Source organism: Streptomyces sp. P9-A4 (assembly GCF_036634195.1).
GTDB lineage: Bacteria > Actinomycetota > Actinomycetes > Streptomycetales > Streptomycetaceae > Streptomyces.
The window spans coordinates 3672138-3693697 of the sequence record NZ_JAZIFY010000001.1 but is presented as its reverse complement, the minus strand read 5'-3'; the positions used below and the strand labels follow the sequence as shown (position 1 = coordinate 3693697).

At 72.5% G+C, this 21560-nt stretch carries 15 protein-coding genes; 4 read left to right on the top strand and 11 right to left on the bottom strand.

The window, feature by feature from the left end:
- The 8 genes from V4Y03_RS16515 to eccD form a co-directional block, all read right to left on the bottom strand.
- Positions 1 to 321 (bottom strand): hypothetical protein, encoded by a 321-nt coding sequence (locus tag V4Y03_RS16515; protein WP_317875704.1) that lies wholly within the window; start codon positions 319 to 321, stop codon positions 1 to 3.
- The gene (locus V4Y03_RS16510) at positions 318 to 818 is read right to left on the bottom strand and encodes a YbaB/EbfC family nucleoid-associated protein (RefSeq protein ID WP_332435418.1); all 501 of its coding nucleotides are present in this window, start codon (positions 816 to 818) and stop codon (positions 318 to 320) included. The genes V4Y03_RS16515 and V4Y03_RS16510 overlap by 4 nt, the downstream gene beginning before the upstream one ends.
- Before the next feature lie 124 nt (positions 819 to 942).
- A complete protein-coding gene (locus V4Y03_RS16505) occupies positions 943 to 3879 on the bottom strand; it encodes an AAWKG family protein (protein ID WP_332435417.1) in 2937 nt (978 codons plus the stop codon).
- A gap of 144 nt (positions 3880 to 4023) precedes the next feature.
- Positions 4024 to 4497, bottom strand: coding sequence for a type VII secretion system-associated protein (locus V4Y03_RS16500; protein ID WP_317878170.1), 474 nt, complete (start codon positions 4495 to 4497; stop codon positions 4024 to 4026).
- Positions 4498 to 4598: 101 nt separating this feature from the next.
- Positions 4599 to 4931, bottom strand: coding sequence for a WXG100 family type VII secretion target (locus V4Y03_RS16495; RefSeq protein WP_317878171.1), 333 nt, complete (start codon positions 4929 to 4931; stop codon positions 4599 to 4601).
- Between the two features lie 49 nt (positions 4932 to 4980).
- Positions 4981 to 5340, bottom strand: coding sequence for a hypothetical protein (locus tag V4Y03_RS16490; protein WP_317878172.1), 360 nt, complete (start codon positions 5338 to 5340; stop codon positions 4981 to 4983).
- Between the two features lie 253 nt (positions 5341 to 5593).
- Positions 5594 to 7126, bottom strand: a complete 1533-nt coding sequence (gene eccB, locus V4Y03_RS16485; protein ID WP_332435416.1) for a type VII secretion protein EccB — start codon at positions 7124 to 7126, stop codon at positions 5594 to 5596.
- Between the two features lie 15 nt (positions 7127 to 7141).
- Positions 7142 to 8548: a type VII secretion integral membrane protein EccD gene (gene eccD, locus V4Y03_RS16480; protein WP_332435415.1), complete on the bottom strand. Its 1407-nt coding sequence runs from the start codon at positions 8546 to 8548 to the stop codon at positions 7142 to 7144.
- 258 nt (positions 8549 to 8806) lie between these two features.
- Here eccD and eccCa point away from each other — a divergent pair, with 258 nt between their 5' ends.
- The gene (eccCa, locus tag V4Y03_RS16475) at positions 8807 to 12907 is read left to right on the top strand and encodes a type VII secretion protein EccCa (RefSeq protein ID WP_332435414.1); all 4101 of its coding nucleotides are present in this window, start codon (positions 8807 to 8809) and stop codon (positions 12905 to 12907) included.
- Between the two features lie 33 nt (positions 12908 to 12940).
- Here the strand turns inward: eccCa and V4Y03_RS16470 are convergent, their stop codons facing one another.
- Both V4Y03_RS16470 and V4Y03_RS16465 read right to left on the bottom strand, forming a co-directional pair.
- Positions 12941 to 14161 carry a S8 family serine peptidase gene (locus tag V4Y03_RS16470; protein ID WP_332435413.1) on the bottom strand — a complete coding sequence of 407 codons (1221 nt, stop codon included), beginning with the start codon at positions 14159 to 14161 and terminating at the stop codon, positions 12941 to 12943.
- A gap of 150 nt (positions 14162 to 14311) precedes the next feature.
- The gene (locus V4Y03_RS16465; RefSeq protein WP_332435412.1) at positions 14312 to 17617 is read right to left on the bottom strand and encodes a right-handed parallel beta-helix repeat-containing protein; all 3306 of its coding nucleotides are present in this window, start codon (positions 17615 to 17617) and stop codon (positions 14312 to 14314) included.
- 364 nt (positions 17618 to 17981) lie between these two features.
- Here V4Y03_RS16465 and V4Y03_RS16460 point away from each other — a divergent pair, with 364 nt between their 5' ends.
- A complete protein-coding gene (locus V4Y03_RS16460) occupies positions 17982 to 19733 on the top strand; it encodes a sensor histidine kinase (protein ID WP_332435411.1) in 1752 nt (583 codons plus the stop codon).
- Between the two features lie 37 nt (positions 19734 to 19770).
- The gene (locus V4Y03_RS16455; RefSeq protein ID WP_317879057.1) at positions 19771 to 20430 is read left to right on the top strand and encodes a response regulator transcription factor; all 660 of its coding nucleotides are present in this window, start codon (positions 19771 to 19773) and stop codon (positions 20428 to 20430) included.
- 31 nt (positions 20431 to 20461) lie between these two features.
- Here V4Y03_RS16455 and V4Y03_RS16450 read toward each other — a convergent pair whose 3' ends face one another.
- Positions 20462 to 21031 carry a MarR family winged helix-turn-helix transcriptional regulator gene (locus V4Y03_RS16450; RefSeq protein ID WP_332435410.1) on the bottom strand — a complete coding sequence of 190 codons (570 nt, stop codon included), beginning with the start codon at positions 21029 to 21031 and terminating at the stop codon, positions 20462 to 20464.
- On the opposite strand from V4Y03_RS16450, the gene V4Y03_RS16445 reads away from it, so the two are divergent.
- On the top strand, positions 21006 to 21485 hold the full coding sequence (locus tag V4Y03_RS16445; RefSeq protein ID WP_443079794.1) for a hypothetical protein: 480 nt from the start codon (positions 21006 to 21008) through the stop codon (positions 21483 to 21485). The two genes, V4Y03_RS16450 and V4Y03_RS16445, sit on opposite strands and share 26 nt — an antisense overlap.
- Positions 21486 to 21560: the final 75 nt, after the last annotated feature.

Below are 21560 nucleotides of genomic sequence, written 5' to 3'. Positions count from 1 at the left end.
TCAGCGCTTCTTCGTGTGGGTGTTGACGTTGTCGATGATGTCCTGCTGCGTCTTCTTGAACTTGCCGGAGGTGTCGCCGAGGCTCTCCCCGCTGGATTCGAGGGCCTTGACCAGCGCCTCGCTCCCGTCCACGACGTAGCCGAGGCCCTGGTAGTACTTCTTGGCGAAGGCCTCGCCGAACTCCCCCGTGCCCCAGCAGCCGCGATAGCTGGTGATCTTGTCCACGTACTCGTCGCGGGCGACCTTCAGCTCGTGGCCCACGTTCTTCACAGCCTCGCCGCCCCGGTCGAGGCCCTCGCTGTCGACGTCGAGTTCGGTCATCGCGCGACCCCCTCCCCCGCACCGCCGGCGGTCCCGTCCTCGTCGTCCACCAGCTCGTCGAGGAGGGCGCCGCCGGAGGTGGCGGTGGAGCGGGAGGACGGCACCACGAGGTCCGGGTCCTGGCGCAGCGGGGCGAACAGCTCGTCCCACTCGACGGGCGCGAAGCCGCCCTCGGCGTCCTTGTCGAGACCCGGGATCGGCCCGAACGGCCGGTACACATCGAGGAGTCGGGAGGCAGCCTGGGCGCGGGCGGAGGCGATCGTGCCCATCACGACGCTCGCCAGCTCGGCGGGGGCCATCGTGCGGTAGCGGTTCGTGGGGAAGCGCAGCTGGGTCAGCTCGCCCTGCGCCCCGACGGTCGCCTCGACCGTGCGGTCCTTGGCCGTGACCGTCACGGATATCCGCGCGGCCTCGGCGGCGGCCTCGTCGAGGCGGGCCCGGGTCTCCTCGAACTCCGCCAGCGCTTCCGCGAGCCGTTCCTCCAGGGGATTGTTCATCGCCCGGCACCTCTCCCTCTCCGTGGTCCCATTCGTCGTGCGTCTCGTCGTACGCCTCGTCGTACGTCTCGGCTTCCGTCCGTCGCCCGCCGCCGTTCGCGGGGGAGTACGGGGCTCACCGGGCTCACCGGCCGATCACACCGGCGACGCCGCCCTCGTCCGTGCCCCAGACGTCCTCGTCCTCGCTGACCCAGGTGGAGCGCTCGCGCTCGTCGCTCTGCGTGCCCTGGCCGCCGCCCATGCCGCCGCCGCCCATGGGCGGCATCATCGGCATGCCGCCGGAGGAGGTCGCGGGGCGGCGCAGCGCGGCCGCCTCCTCGGCGGCCAGCTGGGCGGCGCGGGCGCGGCCGGCCGTGGTCTCGCCGGTGGCGGTGGCCCGGAGGCGCTCGGCCCCCGCCGCGCCGCCGGCGCCGGGAGTGCCGGGCGCGCCGAAGCCGTGCCCGAGGGGGTTGTTGGAGAGCAGGGGGATGCGGGGGCCGCCGCCCTGACCGGAGCCGCCGTAACCCCCGTACCCGCTGTTGACCAGGCTGTTGGTCTTCTTCTTCTCGTCCGGGTAGTCGTAGTAGTCGTGGTCCCCGAAACGCCTGGTGTTGTTGCGGTCGAGGGAGGAGGGGCCGCCGGTCACGGAGAGGGTGCGGCCGTCGGCGTCCGTGGTGACCGTCCGCCCGTCCGGGAAGGTGATCTTGTGACCGCCGTCCTTGAGCTTCTGGTCGATGGTGCCGTCCGGGTAGCGGGTGGTGGTGGAGCCGTCCGCGTTGTGCTTGGTCTCCGCGCCCGCGTTCCCGCCGAGCGGGTTGAGGTGCTCGGTCTTCTTCTGCCCGTCGGCCTCGGTGGTGGTGTACGTGCCGTCCGGGGCGAGCCGGGTGGAGGAGCCGTCCTTGTACGTGGTGACGACGGTGCCGTCCTTGTCGACCTTGGCCACCGACCCGTCGGCGTACTCGATCGTCGAGGTGTTCTTCCCCAGCTGGGACACGGTCTTGGTGCCGTCCGGGTCGATCGTGGTGACCGTTCCCTGGGGGCTGACCGTGGTCCTGGTGCCGTTGGGGTGGACCGTCGTCGTCGAGCCGTCCTTGTTGAAGGTGGTGGTCGAGCGGTCCGGGTTGTGGACGGTGGAGCCCGGCTCGGGGTGGGTGACCTTCTTGTTGCCGTCGGGGTCGGTCGTGGTGAGGGTGCCGTCGGCGGCGCGGCTCTGCACCGTGCCGTCCTTGTACTGCGTGACGCTGCTGCCGTCCGGGCGGATCGTCGTCCTCGTACCGTCCGGATAGGTGATCGTCTCGCTGCCGTCCCTGTGCAGCACGGTGGTGGAGCCGTCGGGGTTGACCGTGGTGGTCGTGCCGTCGCGGGCGACGGTGGTGGTGGTCCCGTCCTTGTGGGTGGTGGTGCGGGAGCCGTCCTGGTTGTACGAGGTGGTGGAGCCGTCCGGGCCCTTGGTGGTCTTGAGCGGGACGGGCTTGGTCGGGGTGCCGCCGAGGCCGGGCGGGTTCAGGCCGAGCAGCGGCGGGGTCACGCCGGGCGGAGTGATCTCCTTCCGCCCGTCGGGGTAGGTCGTGGTGTACGAGCCGTCGGGGTTGCGGACGATGGTGGTGCCGTCCGGGGTGCGGACGACGTTGCCGCCGTTGGTTCCGTTGGTCCCGTTGGGGTTCAGGAGGGGCGGGGGCGTGCCGCCGGTGCCGAGGCCGGGGGGCTTCTTCCCGCCCAGGCCGCCGTCGCCGCCGAGACCGCCGCCGACGGAGTTGGGGTCGAGCGTCGGCGGCGGCTTGTCGCCGCCCCCGCCGAGCTTCTCCTCCAGCTCGTCCTTCTTCTTGTTGGCCTCGTCCTCCAGGTCCTTCTTTTCCTTCTCGAGGTCCTCTTTCTGCTTCTTCGTCGATTCCTCGAGGAATTTGGCCTTCAGGTCGCTGAAGCCCGTGCTGAAGCTGAGGTTCCCGGTCGCGTTCGCCAGGTTGTTGAAGACCTCGTTGAGCAGCTGCGTCTGGGTGTTGGCCGCCGTGTCGATCGTCGCCACAATGGTTTCGACCCAGTGCTTGTACGCCTCCTGGGCGACCTTTTCCCAGGCCGGCTTCTGGGTGAGGTCTCCGTACAGCGGGTGATAGATCGTGAATCCCGAGTAAAGATAGACCGTACTCTTCCCGGAGACCTTATAGACCTTTTTGATATTGTTCTCGTTGAGATAAATGGCGACCTTGTTCACCTCTGCGTTGAGGTGGTAGGTGGGGAGATACGTGTTGTACGTCAGCTGCTCCCCCGGCGTCGCCGCGTCGATGGTCACCTTGGCCTCTAGCCAGGTGTTCCAGGCCTTCATGAGGGCGTCGGCGGCGTCGTGGATCGCCTTCGCGCACCGGGCGATCTCCTGGCCGATGGAGGACGTCGGGTTGTAGGTCTCGCCGAAGGACAGGGAGACGGGCGTGCCCGTCGGGGTCAGGTCCTTCTTGAGGTCCTTGTACCCGTAGGCCAGGCCGTCGAGCAGCATGCGGAACACGTCGGCGGCCGAGCCCTGCCAGGCGGCGTCCTCGCCCCCGAGGTCCTTGACCCACTTCTCGAGTTCCGCGCCGTAGTCCGTGAAGAACTTCTGGACCTCGTCGTAGGCCTTCCCCGTGGTGATCAGGCTCTTCAGATCGACCACGTCCGTCGACACGATCTGCGGCACGGTCGCGAACTGGTGGGTGAATCCCTCCGTCGTGTACTTCGTGACGAGGGCGGAGAGGGCGTCACGGTAGCCGCCGTCGTACGCGCCGGCCTTTCCGTTGTCGCTGAAGTCGTTCCCGCCCTCGTTCCAGGGGACGGTGAGGGTGACCTCGAAATGACCGGTCACCTTGGTGACGTCCGAGTCGAAGTCGTAGAACTGGATGACTCTTTCCAGCGGACCCGGCGAGACGTTGTTGGCCGCCTCGTCGTAGTCCTTGCGCTTGATGGAGGCCCGCAGCCATCCGGCGCCCTCACCCGCCTGGTCCGCCGTGCCGCCGATCTTCCCCACTTCCTCGCGCGTCGGGCCGACGAATCCGGTCAGCTGAGTGGCGAGGTACTCGGCCCACTTCTTCTTGTCTTCTTCGGACGCGGGAGCCATACGGGAGTCGATTCCTTCGGGAGGACGAGCGGCGGACGACGGGCGGCGGAGCGGCGGGACACGACCGGGGGAGCGGCGGAGATGCGGACGGCGGGAGCGACGGAACGCGGAGTGCGGCAGCGGCGGAGAGGCGGGACGGGCCGGTTACGCCGCGGGCTTGGGCGCCATCAGGTCCGAGATGTCCTTCCAGTCGTCCAGGATCTTCTGCCCCTCGATGCTGTCGAGGTTGTCCTCCTCGGCCGTCGTCATGTCCGCGATGGTGAAGCCGAGTTCCTGCTTGATCTCCTTGAACAGCTTCAGCTGGTTCGTGAGGATCTCGCCGAGCTTCTCGGAGTTCGTCTGCATGTACGTGACGAAGAGGCTTCCCATGGCCGGGGACTCGGGCTTGGCGTCGTCCAGGGTCAGCTTGCCCAGCTTCGGCCCGTGCGAGGTGATGTTCTCGCCGGGGTTCTTCAGCTTCCGGGCGAGCAGGGGCATCGTCGGACTGGGGCTGGTCGGCGAGGTGCTCGCGATCTCCTCCAGCTTCTTGAGGAACATCGGGATTCCCTGCCCTTCGACCGTGAGGAACCTGGTCAGGCTCTCCTTGTCGAGGTGGGACAGATCCGTACCTTCGGCCATGCTCTCTCTCCCTCGGTCGGTGCGAAGCGGTCACCGCGGTGGTGCCGACGGTCACGGCGCCGCGGGCACTGGGCCGGCGGCGCCGCTGGGGGTGGGACCGGTCAGGAGGGGACGCGGACGTTCGCCCACTGGTCGGCGCTGCGGTTCTCGTGCTTCTTGTAGATCTCGCTGATCTGGTTCAGCAGGGCGCTGTGGCGGTCCAGGATGCGGCCGAGCTCCTGCGAGGCCGCGTTCCACGCGTCCTGCTTCCCGCCGTACGTGGCGGCGTCCGAGCCCTGCCAGGCGACGCGGAGCCCGGCGAGTTCCTCGTTGAGCGCCTGGACGGTGTTCTGGATCGCCTTCGTCTGCATCCGCATGTCCTCGGCGGCGCGGTCGACGTGCTGGTATTCGACGTGGATGACACCGTCGGACTTGTCGGCGTAGAAGTTGGACATCAAAGGCTCCTCGACGGGGTGGAGGGGAGAGGGAACGGCGGTGGCAGGCTCAGGGGTTGAGCTTGCTCTCGGTGCCCGCGGAGATCGAGGAACGGCGGGCGGCCTCGATGAAGTCGTTGATCTCGCCCTGCGTACGCGACTGTGCCTGGCCGGTCTCGGTCAGCGTCTGCATCATCTCGCTCATGCTGCGGGTGATGACGTCCACCTGGCCGCTCCACTCGTTCAGCAGGCCCTGGAAGGCGCTGCCGTCGCTGCCGCCGTAGGCCCTGATCAGGCCGCCCATGACGGTCTTGACGTCCTCCTGGGCCCGCTGCACGCCCTCCTTGGCCTGGAAGAGGGCGTTGTAGCCCCGCTGGTTCTCGCTCTGGCTCGAAGTCTGGGTGCTGCCGGGGGGCGGCGGAGTCGCCATGATGGAGTCCTTGTCTGAGGCGCGGACAGTGAAGCGGACGGTGAAGCGGAACGGTGGAGCGGGTTTTGCTCTGAGGGGCTGAAGTCGGCTGACGAGAAAGGTGAGTCGAACACTCGTCTAGGCCATCCCCGATGCTAGGGAGAGCTTTGTGACGTGTGCAACGACTTCCGGTGTCTTCTGAGCTTCTTCTGATGTTCGTGACCGGATTCGACCGGGCGTTCCTCCGGGAAGATGCCGGACAGCCGCCGGGGGTTCACCGGCAGTTCGCGTCCGATGGCGACGAGCCGTCCGTCCCGGCCGCCGGACCGCCGGCCAGTGCCGCCGTCACGTCGAGGCGCGGCCCCGTGGGCAGCATGTCCAGGAGCCGTGACGGTACGGCCTGGGCGTGGCCGCCCTTCAGCCCCAGCCGCTCCACCGAAGTGGCGTCCGTCAGCCGGTACTTCACGCCGATGTCCGTGACCAGGTAGGTCGTGGTGCCGCGCACTCCGCCGCCGGCGCCGAGCGCCTGGACGAGGGCGCCGCCGCCGGGGCGTACCGCGATGCCGTTCACCGGCAGGCAGGCCGACGCGATCCCGGGGCCGGAGGCCGGTTCCGGGAGGCTCCCGGACTCGCCCACCAGCGCGAGCCGGACCAGGGGCACGAGACCCTCGGGCTGGATCTGCGCGCACAGCGCCGACCCGGCGGCGGACCGCGCGGGCGGAGGGGTGGCGGGCCAGTCCGCGGGGACGGCGGAGGAGTCCGTGGGGGACGCGGTCGAGGACCCGGCGGAAGTCGTGGGCCCGGCCGAGGGCTTCCCGCCCGGGACCTGTCTGCGGGTCAGTTCGTCGGCGGTCAGGGTGAGGGCCGTCGGGGCGCCGCCCCGGTACGCCTGGCGGCCGGTGCGGTCGTCGCCGAGGACGAGCGCCGCCGCCAGCGGGGTGAGCGGCCGCAGCCCGGCCTTCTCCAGCAGGAAGTACTGCCGGTCCGTGCCCGGCGACGACAGGGCGAAGACCTGGCCCACCCGGGCCGCCGCACCGCCGATCCGCCCCGACTCCGTACCCCTGCCGTCGACCTCGGGGGCCACCAGGTCGGCGCCGGCGGGCAGGCTGTCCAGGAGTGCGGCGGTCACGGGGACGGTGGCCGTGCCGGACCAGCCGAGGGCCTGGAGCGCGCCGTGTCCGCCGATCCGCATCCGGTGGTCGCCCCACAGCAGGTACGTGCTGCCGTCGGGGCCCGCGACGAGGACGCCCTCCCGCTTCCCGGGGAACTCGCCGCCGGTCGCGAAGCCGATCCGCAGCGAGGTGCGGGCCGTCCGGCCGCTGCCGTCGGGGCCGGTGGCCAGCGGCGGGTCGGCGCACACCTGCCAGGCGCCCCGCTCCAGGTCACCGGGGCCCGGCAGGGTGTCCGGGGCGCCGGGGATGCCGACGGGGGTGCCGTGGGGCTCGCCGCGCAGGGACTCCGTGGACACGATGACGGGGGCCGGAGCCGTACGGGAGACCAGCCGGGCCGAGGCGTAGTTGAGGACCGGACGGAGCCGGCCGTCGAGGTACAGGTAGCGGGTGCCCGTCTCCTTCTGCACGATCAGCGCGTTCGTCGTCCGCCACGACTTGGTGCCGGCCGGGGAGATCATCCCGAACAGCAGGAAGCCGACGACGAGGACCACGCCGAGACCGATGCCCCAGGCGAGGCCCCGGTTGGTGCGCCCGACGGGGCTCTCCGGCGCGTCCGGATCCTGCCGCAGCATCCCGCTGACGAGCCGGCCCATGACGAACATATGGGCCTGGACCTGGTCTTTCCTGGACTGCATGGCGGTCCCCCTCCGTCAGCCGGACACGGTGCGCAGGGCGCCGTAGACGCCGAGCACCCAGAGCACCAGCGGGATCAGCGCCACCGCCGCGCAGGTGTGCAGGATGTCCCCGGCCCGCCCCCAGTGCGGCAGGACCCGGCGGCCCGGCACCGTCCAGGACGCGACGGCCGTGGTGCCGGCCAGGGTGAGCAGGACGGCGAGCAGCACCGGCCGGTCGCCGGGGGCGATTCCGGCTCCCACGGTGAGCGCGGCGAGCAGCAGCCCGTACAGGCCGGGGAGGAAGACCGCCGGGCGCTGCCAGACGTTGCCGATGGTGCGGGAGTGCAGCAGCAGGAGCAGGCAGAGCGTTCCCGCGGTGACGAGCGCCGGGGTGCCCGGGTCGTCCAGGAGCAGCGCGGTGAGCACGGCGGCGCAGACCAGGCCGACGGCCGCGTACAGCGCGGTCATCCACTGCTCGGCCTGCGCGGTGCGGCTCACGACGTGCGCGTGCGGATGCGGGTCGATGCCCTCCTGCAGCTCCTCCGCGTTGGAGGGCAGCGCGGGCAGCCGAAGACCGGAGAGCCGGAAGGAGATGCCGGGGACGAGGCCGCCGACGGCGACCGCGAGCACGGCGACCACGGCCGCGGCGGGCCCGGGGGTCAGGTCCATGGTCAGCATCAGGGTGCCGCCGACCGCACCGGCCAGGGCGATCACCGCGACCGAGAGCAGCAGCGGGACGAAGGCGGCGACCGCGGCGACCGACAGCACGGCGCCGCCCGCGGCGGCGGCGGACGCGGCGAGGACGCGGGCACCGGTCAGCTGCCCGCCGCCGTCGGCCTCACCGGCCGGGAGGAGGGCCCCGGCCAGGGCCAGGAAGGGTGCCACGAACACACCGAGGGCGGCTCCGGCGGCCGAGTCGCCGACCGCCCGGGAGGCCGCGGCGGCGCCGAACAGCACGAGCAGACCGACGGCGCCGGCGATGGCGGCCCTGGTCGGGGCGTCGCCGCCGGGCAGGGCGCAGACCACCCAGGCGGCGGCGAGCAGCAGGACGGCCGTGGCGCGCAGCGTCCAGCGGCCGGTGCGGGCGGTCCAGCCGTGGGGGCGATCCCGCATGCTGCCCGCGACGCCGTCGACGAGGTCGTCGAAGTGGAGGGCGGGCAAGGCCTCGACACGAGGCCGCAGATGAAGCGTTTCTCCATCGCGGAGGGACAGCGACTCGGGCGTCCCCTCCTCGTCCAGCGGCTCTTCGCCGAGCCGCTGGAGGACCCAGCCCCCGTGCTCGATGCCCTGCTCCGCCAGCTCTTCGCCCGCGTGGTCGAGGAGGGTCGGCAGAAGATCCGCCAGTGGTACGTCCACGGGGACCGCGAGGTCGAGGAGACGCCGGGGGGCCCTGACGGCGAGCCGGCACAGACCGGGGCTCGATATGCCCGATGTTTCTGTCATGACGGGTGGCCGCACCTCTCCGAGGGGCCGGGGTACCGAAGCTGGGTAGCGCACATTACCTTGGTCAACACGTCAGGTCACAGGGCCCCCGGGCCAGTTGACGCCTGCGCCGCGCCCCCGGCGGCCGGACGGTCCCGGCCCCGCGCGGGCACGGGAAACGGAACCGTACGCCTCCGGAAACGGAACGGAACGAGCCGGCGAACGGATCCCGACCCCCCGAACGCCCCCGGACGCGATCAGCCCGAGGAGACATCCAGCGTGAGCACCGTCCTCTTCCGCAGGCCCGCCCGACGGCGCGGTCCCGACATGCCCGAGGGCGAACTCGCGCTCCAGGAACCGCCGACGCTCCCGGAAGCGGAACCCAACACCTCGGCGATGTGGACCTATCTGCCGATGGGTCTCACCTCGCTCGCGATGCTCATGATGTTCCTGCGCCCCGGCCAGGCCACCGCCTTCAGCTACATCGCCATCGGACTCATGCTGTTCTCGTCCGTCGCGATGATCCTCGCCCAGCTGATCCGCACCGCCGGCGAACGCAAGCGCAAACTCAAGGGTGAGCGGCGCGACTACCTGCGCTACCTGACACAGATGCGCCGTCGCATCAGGGTCACCGTCGGCGCCCAGCAGAAGGCCCTGTCCTGGCGCCACCCCGACCCGGACGCCCTGTGGGCCCTGGTCGGGACCAGCCGCCAGTGGGAACGGCGGCCCGCCGACGAGGACTTCGCCGAGGTACGGGTGGCCGTCGGCGACCAGAAACTCGCCGTACGGCTCGCACCCCTCTCCACCAAGCCGGTCGAGGACCTCGAACCGCTGGCCGCGCACGCCCTGCGCAGCTTCATCCGCGCGTACGGCACCGTCCCCGAGCAGCCGATCGCGCTGTACCTGCGGGCGTGGTCGCGGGTGGTGATCCGCGAGGAGGGGGCGGAGCAGGACCCCGGCGGTCCGGAGGGTCCGGGCGCTCCGGAGGGTCCGGGCAGTCCGGATGGTTCGGGCGATCCAGGCGATCCGGGCGGTTCGGGCGGCGAGCGCTCCCGTGCCCTGCTGCGCTCCCTCGTCGCCCAGCTCGTCACCTTCCACGCCCCCGAGGAACTCAACATCGCGCTCTGCGTGAGCGACGAGCGCAGGGCCGCCTGGGAATGGCTGAAATGGCTCCCTCACGCCCAGCACGGCTACCAGCGCGACGGCGCCGGGCAGGTCCGGCTCGCCGCCGCCGACTTCCAGTCCCTGGAAGAACTCCTCGGCGTCGACTTCACCCAGCGTCCGCCCTTCGACCCGGAGACCCCGCCGGGCCGCGACGAGCCCTTCACCCTCGTCGTGGTGGACGGCGGCACCGTGCCCGCCGGCCACCGCGTCACCGGCGCCGGCTACCGCAACACCGTGCTCGTCGACCTCGGCGGGGCGCTCGCCTGGAAGGCCGCCCGCGGCACCCTCCGGCTCCGCCTCGACACGGCGGGCCTGCACCTCGTCCGTACCGACCGCGAACGACGAGAACAGGCCACCTTCCTCGGGCGCCCGGACGTGCTCGGACCGGCCGCCGCCCGCGCCCTGGCCGCCCGCCTCTCCCCGTACCGGCTCGGCGGCGGCGCCACCGCGTCCGAGCCCTTCGTCACCGACACCGAACTGACCAGCCTCCTCGGCATCCCCGACCTGCGGCGGCACGAACCCGCCCGGCTCTGGAAGCACCCCGTCGAGGGGCGCGGCCGGCTCCGGGTGCCCATCGCCGTCGGCGAGGACGGCACCCCCGTCGAGCTCGACATCAAGGAGTCCGCCCAGGGCGGCATGGGACCGCACGGCATGCTCATCGGCGCCACCGGCTCCGGCAAGAGCGAGCTGCTGCGCACCCTCGTCCTCGGCCTGGCGCTCACCCACTCCTCCGAGACGCTCAACCTCGTCCTCGTGGACTTCAAGGGCGGCGCGACCTTCCTCGGCATGGACGAGCTGCCGCACACCTCCGCCGTCATCACCAACCTCGCCGACGAGGTCGCGCTCGTCGGCCGCATGCAGGACGCGCTGCACGGCGAACTCATCCGCCGCCAGGAGCTGCTGCGCAAGGCCGGGAACTACGCCTCGGTCCTGGAGTACGAGCGCGCCCGCGCCGCCGGCGTCCCGCTCGCGCCGCTGCCCAGCCTGTTCGTCGTCGTCGACGAGTTCAGCGAACTGCTCGCCGCGCACCGCGACTTCATGGAGCTGTTCGTCATGATCGGCCGCCTCGGCCGCTCACTCGGCGTCCATCTCCTCCTCGCCTCCCAGCGGCTGGAGGAGGGCCGGATGAGCGCCCTGGAGGGACACCTCTCGTACCGCATCGGCCTGCGCACCTTCTCGGCCATCGAGAGCCGGGGCGTCCTCGGCGTCCCCGACGCCTACCACCTGCCCTCGCAGCCCGGCAGCGGCTATCTGAAAAGCGGCGTCGAGGCCCTGACCCGGTTCCGCGCCGCCTATGTGTCCGGGACGTACAAGGCGCCCCGCCGCGGCGCCCGGCGGGAGCAGATCGCCCGCCAGGTGGTCCCCTGGGGCACCGAATGGGTCGTGCCCCACACGCTGCCGGCGGCGCCCGATCCGGAAGAGACGGCCGCACTCGAAGCGGAGACAGAGGCCGGTTCGGGCTCCGGCTCCGCCATGGAGGAGAGCCTCCTCGGCCTCGCCCTGGAGCGGCTGCGCGACAGCGGTCCCCCCGCCCACCAGGTGTGGCTGCCGCCGCTCGACACCGCGCCCAGCCTCGACGCCCTGCTGCCGCCGCTGACCCCGGACCCCGACCTCGGCCTCACCACGGCAGGACCCGGCGACCGCGGGCGGCTGCGCGTCCCCGTCGGCCTGGTGGACCGCCCCTTCGAGCAGGTACGCGACCTGCTCACGGTCGACCTCTCCGCCGCCGGCGGCCACGTCGCCGTCGCGGGCGGCCCGCAGAGCGGCAAGAGCACCCTGCTCCGTACCCTGATCTGCTCCCTCGCCCTCACCCACTCGCCCCGCGAAGTGCAGTTCTACTGCCTGGACTTCGGCGGCGGCGCGCTCGCCGCGCTCGCCGGGCTGCCGCACGTCGGCGGGGTCGCGGGACGGCTCGACCGGGAGCGGATCGCCCGCACCTTCGCCGAGGTCGTCTCGCTGCTCAACCGCCGCGAACTCTTCTTCCAGGAACAGGGCATCGACTCGATGACCACCTACCGGAAGCGGCGGGCGGCGGGCGAGTTCCCCGACGAGCCCTTCGGGGACGTCTTCCTCGTGGTGGACGGCTGGTCCACCGTCCGCAGCGACTTCTTCGACGACATGGGCGTCTTCTCCGAGATCGCCTCCCGGGGCCTCAACTACGGCGTCCACCTCGTCATCGCCACCTCCCGCTGGGTGGAGGTCTCCGCCGCCCTCCGCGACCAGATCGGCACCCGCCTCGAACTCCGCATGGGCGACCCCATGGACTCCGCCGTCGACGTCCGCAAGGCCGCCACCGTCCCCGTCTCCCCCGGCCGGGGCCTCAGCCCCGACAAGATGCACTTCCTCACCGCCCTCCCCCGCATCGACGGGCAGGAACGCGCCGAGGACCTGGCGGAGGCGCTCGCCGACCTCGTCGAAGCCGTCGCCGAGAGCTGGGACGCGCCGCCCGCCCCCGCCGTACGCATGCTGCCCACCGAACTGCCCTCGTCCGAACTCCCCGTCTCCGAGCACCCGCTGCGGATCGCGATCGGACTCGACGAGGCCGAACTCGCGCCCGTCTGGCACGACTTCTCCCAGAGCCCGCACCTCTACCTCGTCGGCGACACCGAGAGCGGCAAGACCAGCGCGCTCAAGCTCATCGCCCAGCAGATCATGGCGTCCCACGGCCCTGACGAGGCCAGCTTCCTCGTCGCCGACTACCGCCGCGAACTGATCGAGGCCATCCCGGAGGAGTACCGGCTCGGGCACGCCGTCTCCGCCGACCCGCTGCGCGAGTACGTCGACGGCGCCGCGCGCGCCATGGCCGCCCGGCTGCCCGGGGAGGACATCTCCCCGGCCAGGATGCGCCGCGCCGACTGGTGGAACGGGCCCCGGCTCTTCGTCCTCGTCGACGACTACGAGATGGTCGGCTCGCCCTTCGACGGCCCCTTCGAACCGCTGGTGCCGCACCTGCCGCTCGGCTACGAGATCGGCCTGCACATGATCGTCGCCCGGGCCTCCACGGGCGCCGGCCGGGCCGACCCCCTCGTCCGCAAGATGGGCGAGGTCAACTCCTCGGCGCTGCTGCTGTCCTGCCCGCCGTCGGAGGGCTACCTCCTCGACAACGTCAAGCCCCGCATCCTGCCCCCCGGCCGCGCCCAGAGCGTCGTCCGCCGCAAGACCCGCCTGGTCCACCTGGCCCTGCCGGAACCGGTCCCGGAGGAGGCGGAGGAGTAGGGGCGGGGACGGGGACCCCGAGGGGCCCCGGTCTCACTCGGCCGGGCGGCCCTCGGCGTCCAGGCGGCCCGGCTGCCAGCGGCGCCGGCGGCCCTTGGGCAGGACGACCGCGAGGAAGGCCACGAGCAGGATCGTTCCCGCCGCCACCCCCGTCACCAGATAGGCGGTGGAACGGGCGCCCGCCGTCTCCGGCGGCTCCGGCAGCCGGACCGGCTCCGGGCGCCCGGCCGCTCCCGCCGCCCCGTCCGTCCCCGACGGGTGGGCTCCGGCGGAGACCCCCGAGACGGCCCCGTACGGGTCGAGCGCGGGCAGGTCGCCCGGATACGCGCCCTTGAGCAGCCGTACGCGTACCTCGGCGGCGTTCAGCTCGGGGTGGTACGCCCTGACCAGCGCCGCCGTGCCCGCGGTGACCGCGGCGGCCAGGGACGACCCCGAGGCCGTCCACTTGCCGTCGCCCACCGGCCCCGGGCCCATCAGGGCGCCGCCGGGGGCGGAGAGATCGGCGTGCCGGAACGGCGGCGCGGCCGCCGGACGCGTGCCCTGCGGCCCGGTGTCGAGCACCGCGAGGGCGTCGGCCGGGGCCACCGGCGCGGGCGGCGGGGCGGACGACGAGCCCCGCGGGACGCTGTCCGCCGCCGCGGGTACGACCACCAGGGCGTCATACGCGCGTACGGCGGCCATCGCCTCGCGCACCCGCCGGTCGGAGCCGTCCAGGGGCGCCGTCACCGTGATGACATCCGCCCCGGCCTTCGCCGCCTCCCGAATTCCGGCGGCCAGCCGGGCGGGGTCGGGTTCACCGCGCTCACCGGTACCCCGTACGGCCAGGACGCGGGCCTCCGGGGCCACCCCCGAGAAACCCTGACCGGGAAGGGCCGCCCCGGCCGCCAGCCCGGCCTGGAACGTCCCCCGGCCCACACAGTCCTTCCCGGCCGCGCCCAGCGCCTCGACCCGGCCCCGCAGCACGGCCGCGTCGTCGCTCACACCCGTGCCGACGACCGCCACCGTCACCCCGCGCCCCCGGGACAGACGCCAGACCTGGTCGAGGCCCAGCAGGTCGCGCGTCCAGGGGGCCGCCGCCGTGACCGTGCCCCGTACCTTCGTGCAGGCCTGGTCCGGGGCGAGCCGCTCGGGCACGCCGGGGAGCGCGGTGCCACCACCGTCACCGCCGGCCGCCGAAGCGAGGGGAGCCGGACCGGCGGCGAGGAGGGCGGTGCACAGGAGCAGGCCGGTGCGCAGACTCGTACGGCGACGCATGGACGTCCTCGGTCCTCGGTTCGGGCCACCCCCAAGGGGTGGGACTGGTTGCGTACGACGGGGGCGCGGGCGACCGCGCGTACCCCTGAGGCCAACCGGCCCCGGGGCAGGGTTCCCTGGTCGGGTTTCCCCGGGGCGGAGCCACCCCGGTCAGGGTTCCCTGAGGTCCTGCGGCAGCAGCAGCCGCAGGTCGTCCAGGCTCGGCGACGCCACCGAGCTGAGCCGGCGGGCCTGCCGGGTCATCATCGCCTCAAGGGTCTGGCGGGCCAGACGGGCGTTGCCGAAGGTACGGCCGCGCGGGATCGCCTCGAAGTGGTCCCGCAGCTCGGACGCCGTACCGGGAGCGCACTCGTACCCGTTGTCGACCGCGTGCCGGCGGACGATGGTGACCAGTTCGTCCGAGGAGTAGTTCGGGAACTCGACATGCCGGGTGAAACGGGAGGCCAGACCGGGGTTGGAGTTGAGGAAACGGTCCATCTCCTCCGTGTAACCGGCGACGATCACCACCACCTCGTCGCGGTGGTCCTCCATCAGCTTCAGGAGCGTGTCCACCGCCTCCTGGCCGAAGTCGGAGGAGGCACCGCCGCCGGGCGTCAGCGTGTACGCCTCGTCGACGAACAGCACCCCGCCGAGCGCCCGCTGGAAGACCTCCTTGGTCAGCTGCGCCGTGTGCCCCACGTACCGCCCGACGAGATCCGCCCTCGCCACCTCGACGAGCTGGCCGCGCGGCAGCACCCCGAGGGACGCGAGGAGCTCGCCGTACAGCCGGGCCACCGTGGTCTTTCCGGTGCCGGGCGGACCGGCGAAGACCAGGTGGTTGCTGATGCGCGGCGCGGGAAGCCCCGCCGCGGCCCGGCGGCGGGCCGTCGCGAGCAGGTTGACGAGGTCGCTCACCTCGCGCTTGACCGCCGTCAGACCGGTCAGCGCGTCCAGCCGCAGCAGCGGGTCCTGGTCGTCGCCGGACGCCGCCGGGGCCGGCGGAAGACCCACGTCCTCGGCGGTCAGCAGCGTCAGATCGCGCTCGTCGACGTCCCCGCGCGCGGCGAGCCGGGACGCCTGCCGGTCCACCATCTCCTCGAAGACCTTCCGCGCTGTACGGCCGTTGCCGAACCCGGCGTCGCGCGGCATCCGCTCGAAGTGGGTGTGCAGCGTCGAACGGGCCTCGCCGTCCAGCTCGTAGCGGTGCGCGGAACACATCCGCTCCACGATCGTGACCAGCTCCCCCGACGTGTAGTCGGAGAACTCCACACTGCGGGTGAAACGCGAGGCCAGACCGGGGTTGGAGGCCAGGAAGTCCGTCATCTCCTTCGGATATCCGGCCGCCACCACCACGACGTCCTCGCGGTGGTCCTCCATCAGCTTCACCAGCGTGTCGATCGCCTCACGGCCGAAGTCCGCGCCCGAACCGGCCGAGTCGGACAGCAGCGTGTACGCCTCGTCGACGAACAGCACCCCGCCGAGCGCCTTCTTGAACGTCTCCGTCGTCTTGATCGCCGTACCGCCGACGATCTGCGCGACCAGATCCGCCCGCGACACCTCCACCAGATGACCCGAGCGCAGCACACCGAGCGACGCCAGGATCGACCCGTACAGCCGGGCCACCGTCGTCTTGCCGGTACCCGGCGGGCCCGCGAAGACCAGGTGCCGGCTCATCGGCGGCGCGGGCATCCCCAGACCGGCCCTGCGCTGCGCCATCCGGTTCAGGTTGATCAGCGTCAGGACCTGTTCCTTGACGTCGTCGAGGCCGATCAGCGACTGGAGCTCGGCGACCGCGCCGCCCTCCCCGTCCTCGCCGCCGCCCGCCACGACCGCCCCGCCGGGAAGCCGCCCGTCGCCCGCCGCCTCCGCGTCGGCGACACTGCCCCAGGCGTCCGGCGCGCCGTTGTCGACGCTCGTCAGCTGCTCCACCGCGAGCCGGTCCCCGGCCACCGCCTGACGCAGCCCGCTGCCCTTGTTGTCGCGTACGACACAGCCGATCACCGACACCGGATCGGGGCCCTCCACCCGCACCCCGTCGGCTCCGGACCCGGTCACCTCACAGGAGTTGAGCGAGGCCCTCGCGCCCGCCGCGACCAGCACCCCGTACTCGCCCGAGTCCCACACCCGCGACCGGGCCGCCGTCAGATCACCCTGCTCCTCGACCCGCAGACCCACGGCCGGGCACTCGCTCACCTCGGTGTCGCGGAGGGTCACCGCGCCGAGCGCGCCCACCACCACACCGGAGCCCTTCGCGGCCCGCACCCGGCCCTGGCCGACGTACAGGCTCGCGTGCCCCGACACATGCAGACCCGCGCCCTCGCACTCCTCGACCCGGCACTCCTCGAGACGGCCGCGGCCGTCCGCGACGACCTCCACCCCGTGCCCCGCCGAACGTGTCACGGTGACGCGGCGCAGCAGCGGATTCGCGCTCGCCCGGACCAGTACCCCGCTGCCGCCGCTGCCGCTCACCTCCAGGCGGTCGACCTCCGCGACGGAGTTCTCCTCCAGGAGCACCCCGATCCGCTCCGGGTCGCGGACAGTGGTCCCGGTGAGCACCGGGGACGAGAAGTCGGTCACCCGGATCGCCGCGTCCCGGGCGGAGCCGAACACGCACTCCTCGAACAGGCCGCGGCTCCGCTCCGTCACCAGCAGCCCGTGCCCCGCGGTCCGGTCCGTACGGCAGCGGCGCAGGGTGGGCGCGGAACCGGAACCGACGACGAAGCCGTGCCCGGTGGTGTTCCTTACGGTCACGTCCTCCAGCAGGGTCGTGCCCGTGGTGTTCACGAAGACGCCCACCACGGAGTCCGCCACCGTCGAACGCGTCACGGTGACGCTGCTCTCCTCCTCGGCGGCGACCCCCGGCTTGTCGGTGGCCGAGATCTCGCACTCCTCCACGCGCACGTCCGCGCGCCCGTTGGCCAGGACGCCGTTGCCCCGGGCGTCACGGAGCCGGCCCGAGCGCACCGACACCCGGCCCTGCTCGCCGGCGACGACGGCGGAGGTGCCGAGGTGCTCGACGACGCACTCCTCGAGCAGGCTCTCGGTCGCCGAAGTGGTCACCACTCCGGCGCCCTTCGGGTTCTCGACCCGGCACTGCCGCACCGCGAGCGAACCCGAACCGCGGGCGAACAGCGCGGCCCAGGAAGACCCGTACACGTCGCACCGGTCGAGCAGGAGCTGCCCGCGCGGTACGTCGACCACCGGGAGTTCCTCGTCGTGGCCGCGCAGCACCAGGGAGTTCACCATGGCGGAGTCGCAGGCCAGGGTCAGCGCGGAGCCGCGCCGGGGCGCGAGCTCCACGGTGCCCCGGCCCTCCGTGGTGGTCAGCGTCAGGGAGGTCGCGAGGGTAAGGCTCTCCTCGTAACGCCCGGGAGCGACGCTGATGACGGCTCCGGTACGGGCCACCCGGAGGGCCTCGGCGATGGTGCGGCAGTCGCCCGTCCCGTCCTGGGCGACGGTGAGCAGCTGGCGTGACACGTTCTGACCTCCAGGGCGCCCCGATGTCGTTCCGCCGTGCAGCGTCCGATCGCTTCGGGACGTGTGGAACTGATGTGCCCATCATGCCTGTCGGGGCGGACGGCCCGCCAGCGCCTTCGGCTGCCGGGGGTGCCTCTCCGCTGCGACTTCTGTCGCTGCGGGGCGCGACGAAAGGGGGAAGCCGGGCGGTGGGGCGGATGCCTAGGGTGCGAGCGTGGACGTTATGTCGAAGTCGGGATCGAAGACGAAGCCGGGTCCGGGGCTGGAGCCGGGGCCGGAGCCGAGGCCGGAGCCGGGGCCGGAGAGCCGTGGGCTCGGGGTCGGGCGTGGGCGTGGGCCCGGGGCCCGGGGGCGGGTCGCCGTGATGAGGGACGCGGTCGTCGCGGCGTGGACCTGGTTCGCCGTGCCGGGGCAGTGGTCGGGGCGCAGGACCACGGGTGAGCTGGCGCTCGCCTCCGTCCTCGCGCTGCTCGGCGCCGGGACCGAGGACCTCCTCGGCGGCGAGGGCTGGCGTCTTGCCGGGATCGCCGCCGGCTCCGCCGTGCTGTCCCTGGCGCGGCGCAGACTGCCCGCGAGCGTGCTCGTCCTGACCGCCGGGCTCGCGCCCTTCCTGTCCGGCTTCGGACCGCTGCTGCTCGTGGTCGGCTGGTCGTCGGGGCGGTACATCGCGGGCGTCGGGCGGGCGCTCACCGCGTTCATCGCCGCCTTCGTCCTGAACGTCGGAGGGACGCTCCTGGGCGTCTGGGAACCGCAGCGGATGCTCACCGTCTCGGTCATGGCGACCCTCTACTACCTGGGCACCACCCTGGCCCCGGGGCTCGCTCACCGGTACTGGACCCAGCGGCGGACCCTGCTGCACGCGCTCCAGGAGCGCAACGCGCAACTGATGCGGGAGCGGACCATGGTGGTCTGGCAGGCGCGGCTGAGGGAGCGGCAGCGCATCGCCCAGGACATGCACGACAGCCTCGGGCACCAGCTGGCCCTGATAGCCGTGCACACGGGCGCCCTTGAGGTGGACCGTGAGCTGAGCGAGCGGCAGCGCGAGGTGGTGGGCGTCCTGCGGAACGCGTCGGTGACGGCGATGCACGAGCTGCGGGAGGTCGTCGGGATACTCCGGGACGGCGTCGAGGCCGCCGAAGGACCGGCGGGGGCCGGGGGTCCCGCGCGGGCCGGGGACGAGACGGGCCGGGCCGCACGGGGCATCGCGGGCATCGAAGGGCTCGTGGAGTCGGCGCGGGCGGCCGGCACCGCGGTGGGGCTCCGGCGGTCGGGGGCGGAGCGGCCGTTGGCGCCGGCTGCCGACCACGCCGCGTACCGGATCGTGCAGGAGGCCCTGACCAACGCCTACAAGTACGCGCCGGGGACACCGATCGGCGTCGAACTGCGCTACGAACCGGACACCTTCGTCGTGGAGGTCGTCAACGAGCAGCCCACGGAAGGCCCGTCGAAGGACGTGGTGAGCGGTGGTCAGGGACTGACCGGCCTCGCCGAGCGGGCCCGCCTGGTGGGCGGCATGTGCCACGCGGGCCCGGCCGACGGCGGTGGGTTCCGGGTCGCCGGGATGCTGCCGTACGGGGCGGCGCCCGTCGCTGAGGCGGCACCTTTGGTCGATGCGGCCGACGACTTCCGGCAGCAGTCCACGAAGCCGCTGGTGGGCGATGGTCGTCCGGTCGTGGTCGGACCGACCGACTGGACGTTCACGGAGCGGGAGCTCGCTATGGCGGTGCGTGGGGGCAGGGGCAGGAGCACGGGCGGTTCGGTCGCCCTGGGGTGTGGGATCGCGTTCGCGGCGCTCGTCCTGCTCGTGGTCGCGGCGGGCTTCGGCCTCTTCTTCCTGATGGGTTCGGTGGAGAAGGGGATGATCGAGCCCGAGCAGTACGACGCGGTGGACGTCGGGATGGCGGAGAAGGAGGTTCGCGATCTGCTTCCCTCGGGTGACACCATCGCCACGGCGGGCCTCAGCGGCAAGGGACCGGCGCGGCCGGCGGGGGCGGAATGCCTGGTGCTGATGTCCACGGAGTTCAGCGAGGACATGAACAAGGAGCCCGTCTTCCGGTTCTGCTTCAAGGACGGCAAGCTGATCGAGAAGAAGGCGTACGAGATCGAGGCGCGATAGCGCCCGGCGGCTCGTACCGGAGCGTGGGGGAACAGCTGTGGCAGGGCAGCCCATCAGGGTCGTGATCGCCGACGACGAGCCTCTGATCAGGGCGGGGATCAGGATGATCCTCAACTCGGACCAGGAGATCGCGGTGGTCGGCGAGGCGGCCGACGGGCGGGAGGCGGTCGAGGCGGCCCGCGCGCACGCGGCGGACGTGGTGCTGCTGGACATCCAGATGCCGGTGCTGGACGGCCTCTCCGCGCTGCCGGAGCTGCGCAGGGCGGCCCCGGCGGCCCGGGTGATCATCCTGACGACGTTCGGTGAGCGGGAGAACGTCCTGCGGGCGCTGGAGCACGGCGGGGCGGGGTTCCTGCTCAAGGACACGGCACCGGCGGAGCTGATCCGGGCGGTGCGGGCGGCCGCGGCGGGGGACGCGTATCTGTCGCCCGCGGCGACCCGGCACGTGGTGGAGCGGCTGGCCTCGGGCCGGGAGGCGGCCCGCGCGGAGGCGGCCCGCGGGCGGGTGGCGGGCCTCAGCGAGAAGGAGCGCGATGTGCTGGCGCTGCTGGGGGAGGGCCTGTCCAACGCGGACGCGGGAAGACGGCTGCACATGAGCGAGGCCACGGTGAAGACGTATGTGAGCCGGATCCTGGCCAAGCTGGACTGCGAGAACAGGGTGCAGGCGGCACTGCTCGCGAGGGACGCGGGGCTGTAGGGGCGGGGGCTGCCCCGGCGCCGCCGGGGGGTCAGCGGGGGGCGGGGCCCGGAGCGCCGCCCGCGCCCGGCGGGTTCCGCCGCGTGCCTGCCGTGCCCGCCGTGCCCGCTGTGTTGTCCGTGTTGTAGCGGAGGAGGTACGCGGCGAAGCGGGCGAGGTCGTCGGCCGACCAGTCCTTCAGACGCTCCTGGTAGGCCGCGAGGCGGCTCGTCTGGGCCGTGGCGAGGGCGGCGGTGCCCGCCTCGGTGGGGTGCAGGACGTGCACCCGGTGGTCGTCGGGCGCGGGCCGGCGCTCGACCAGGCCTAGCTTCTCCAGACCGGCGACCTGGCGGCTGACCGTCGACTTGTCCAGCAGGTAGTGCGCGGCGAGATCGGTGGCGCGGCAGCCGCGCTGCGCCTCGATGTGGACGAGCAGGGTGTAGGAGACCAGCGGGAGTTCGGGGTGGACCCGGGCCGCCGCCGCGCGGGCGCGGCGGGCGAAGGCCGTCACGTCGCTCGTCGTCAGCCTGATCGGCACGGCGTTCGCCGGGCCGGTGTTCCATCTGGTCGACCAGGGGATCGGCGGGGTGTGGGCGATGTCCTGGCTGTACGCGGCGGGCATCCTGTTCGTCGGAGTCGGCCTCCACACCTTCCTGCGCCGCTGGACCACGCTCGGCGTGATGGTGCTCTTCGTGATGCTCAACTTCACGAGTTCCGGCGGCATCTACCGGCCGGAACTCCAGCCCGGCTTCTTCGGTGCGCTGCACTCCTTCTGGAACGGCGCGGGCTACGTCGAGGGCGTACGCGGCCATGTGTACTTCGACGGGCACGCCGTAGGCGGCCATGTCCTGGTCCTCGCCTTCTGGTTCCTCGCGGGTGTCGCCCTGGTCGTCGCCGCCGGACTCACGGAGTCCAGGCGGGCGAAGGCGAGGGGACAGGTGCCGGGACAGGCGACGGGACAGGTCCAGGGCAAGGCTGAGGCAACAGCAACAGCAACAGCAACAGCAACGGCATCGACATCGGCGCGGGCGAAGGCCGAGGTCGAGGAGGAGATGGAGGAGGCGGTGGCGGTCTGAGGACGTCTCTCCGGGAGTTGTCCACAGGGCCCGGTGGAGGTTGTCCACAGGGGGAGACGGCCTCTCGGCTCCGGC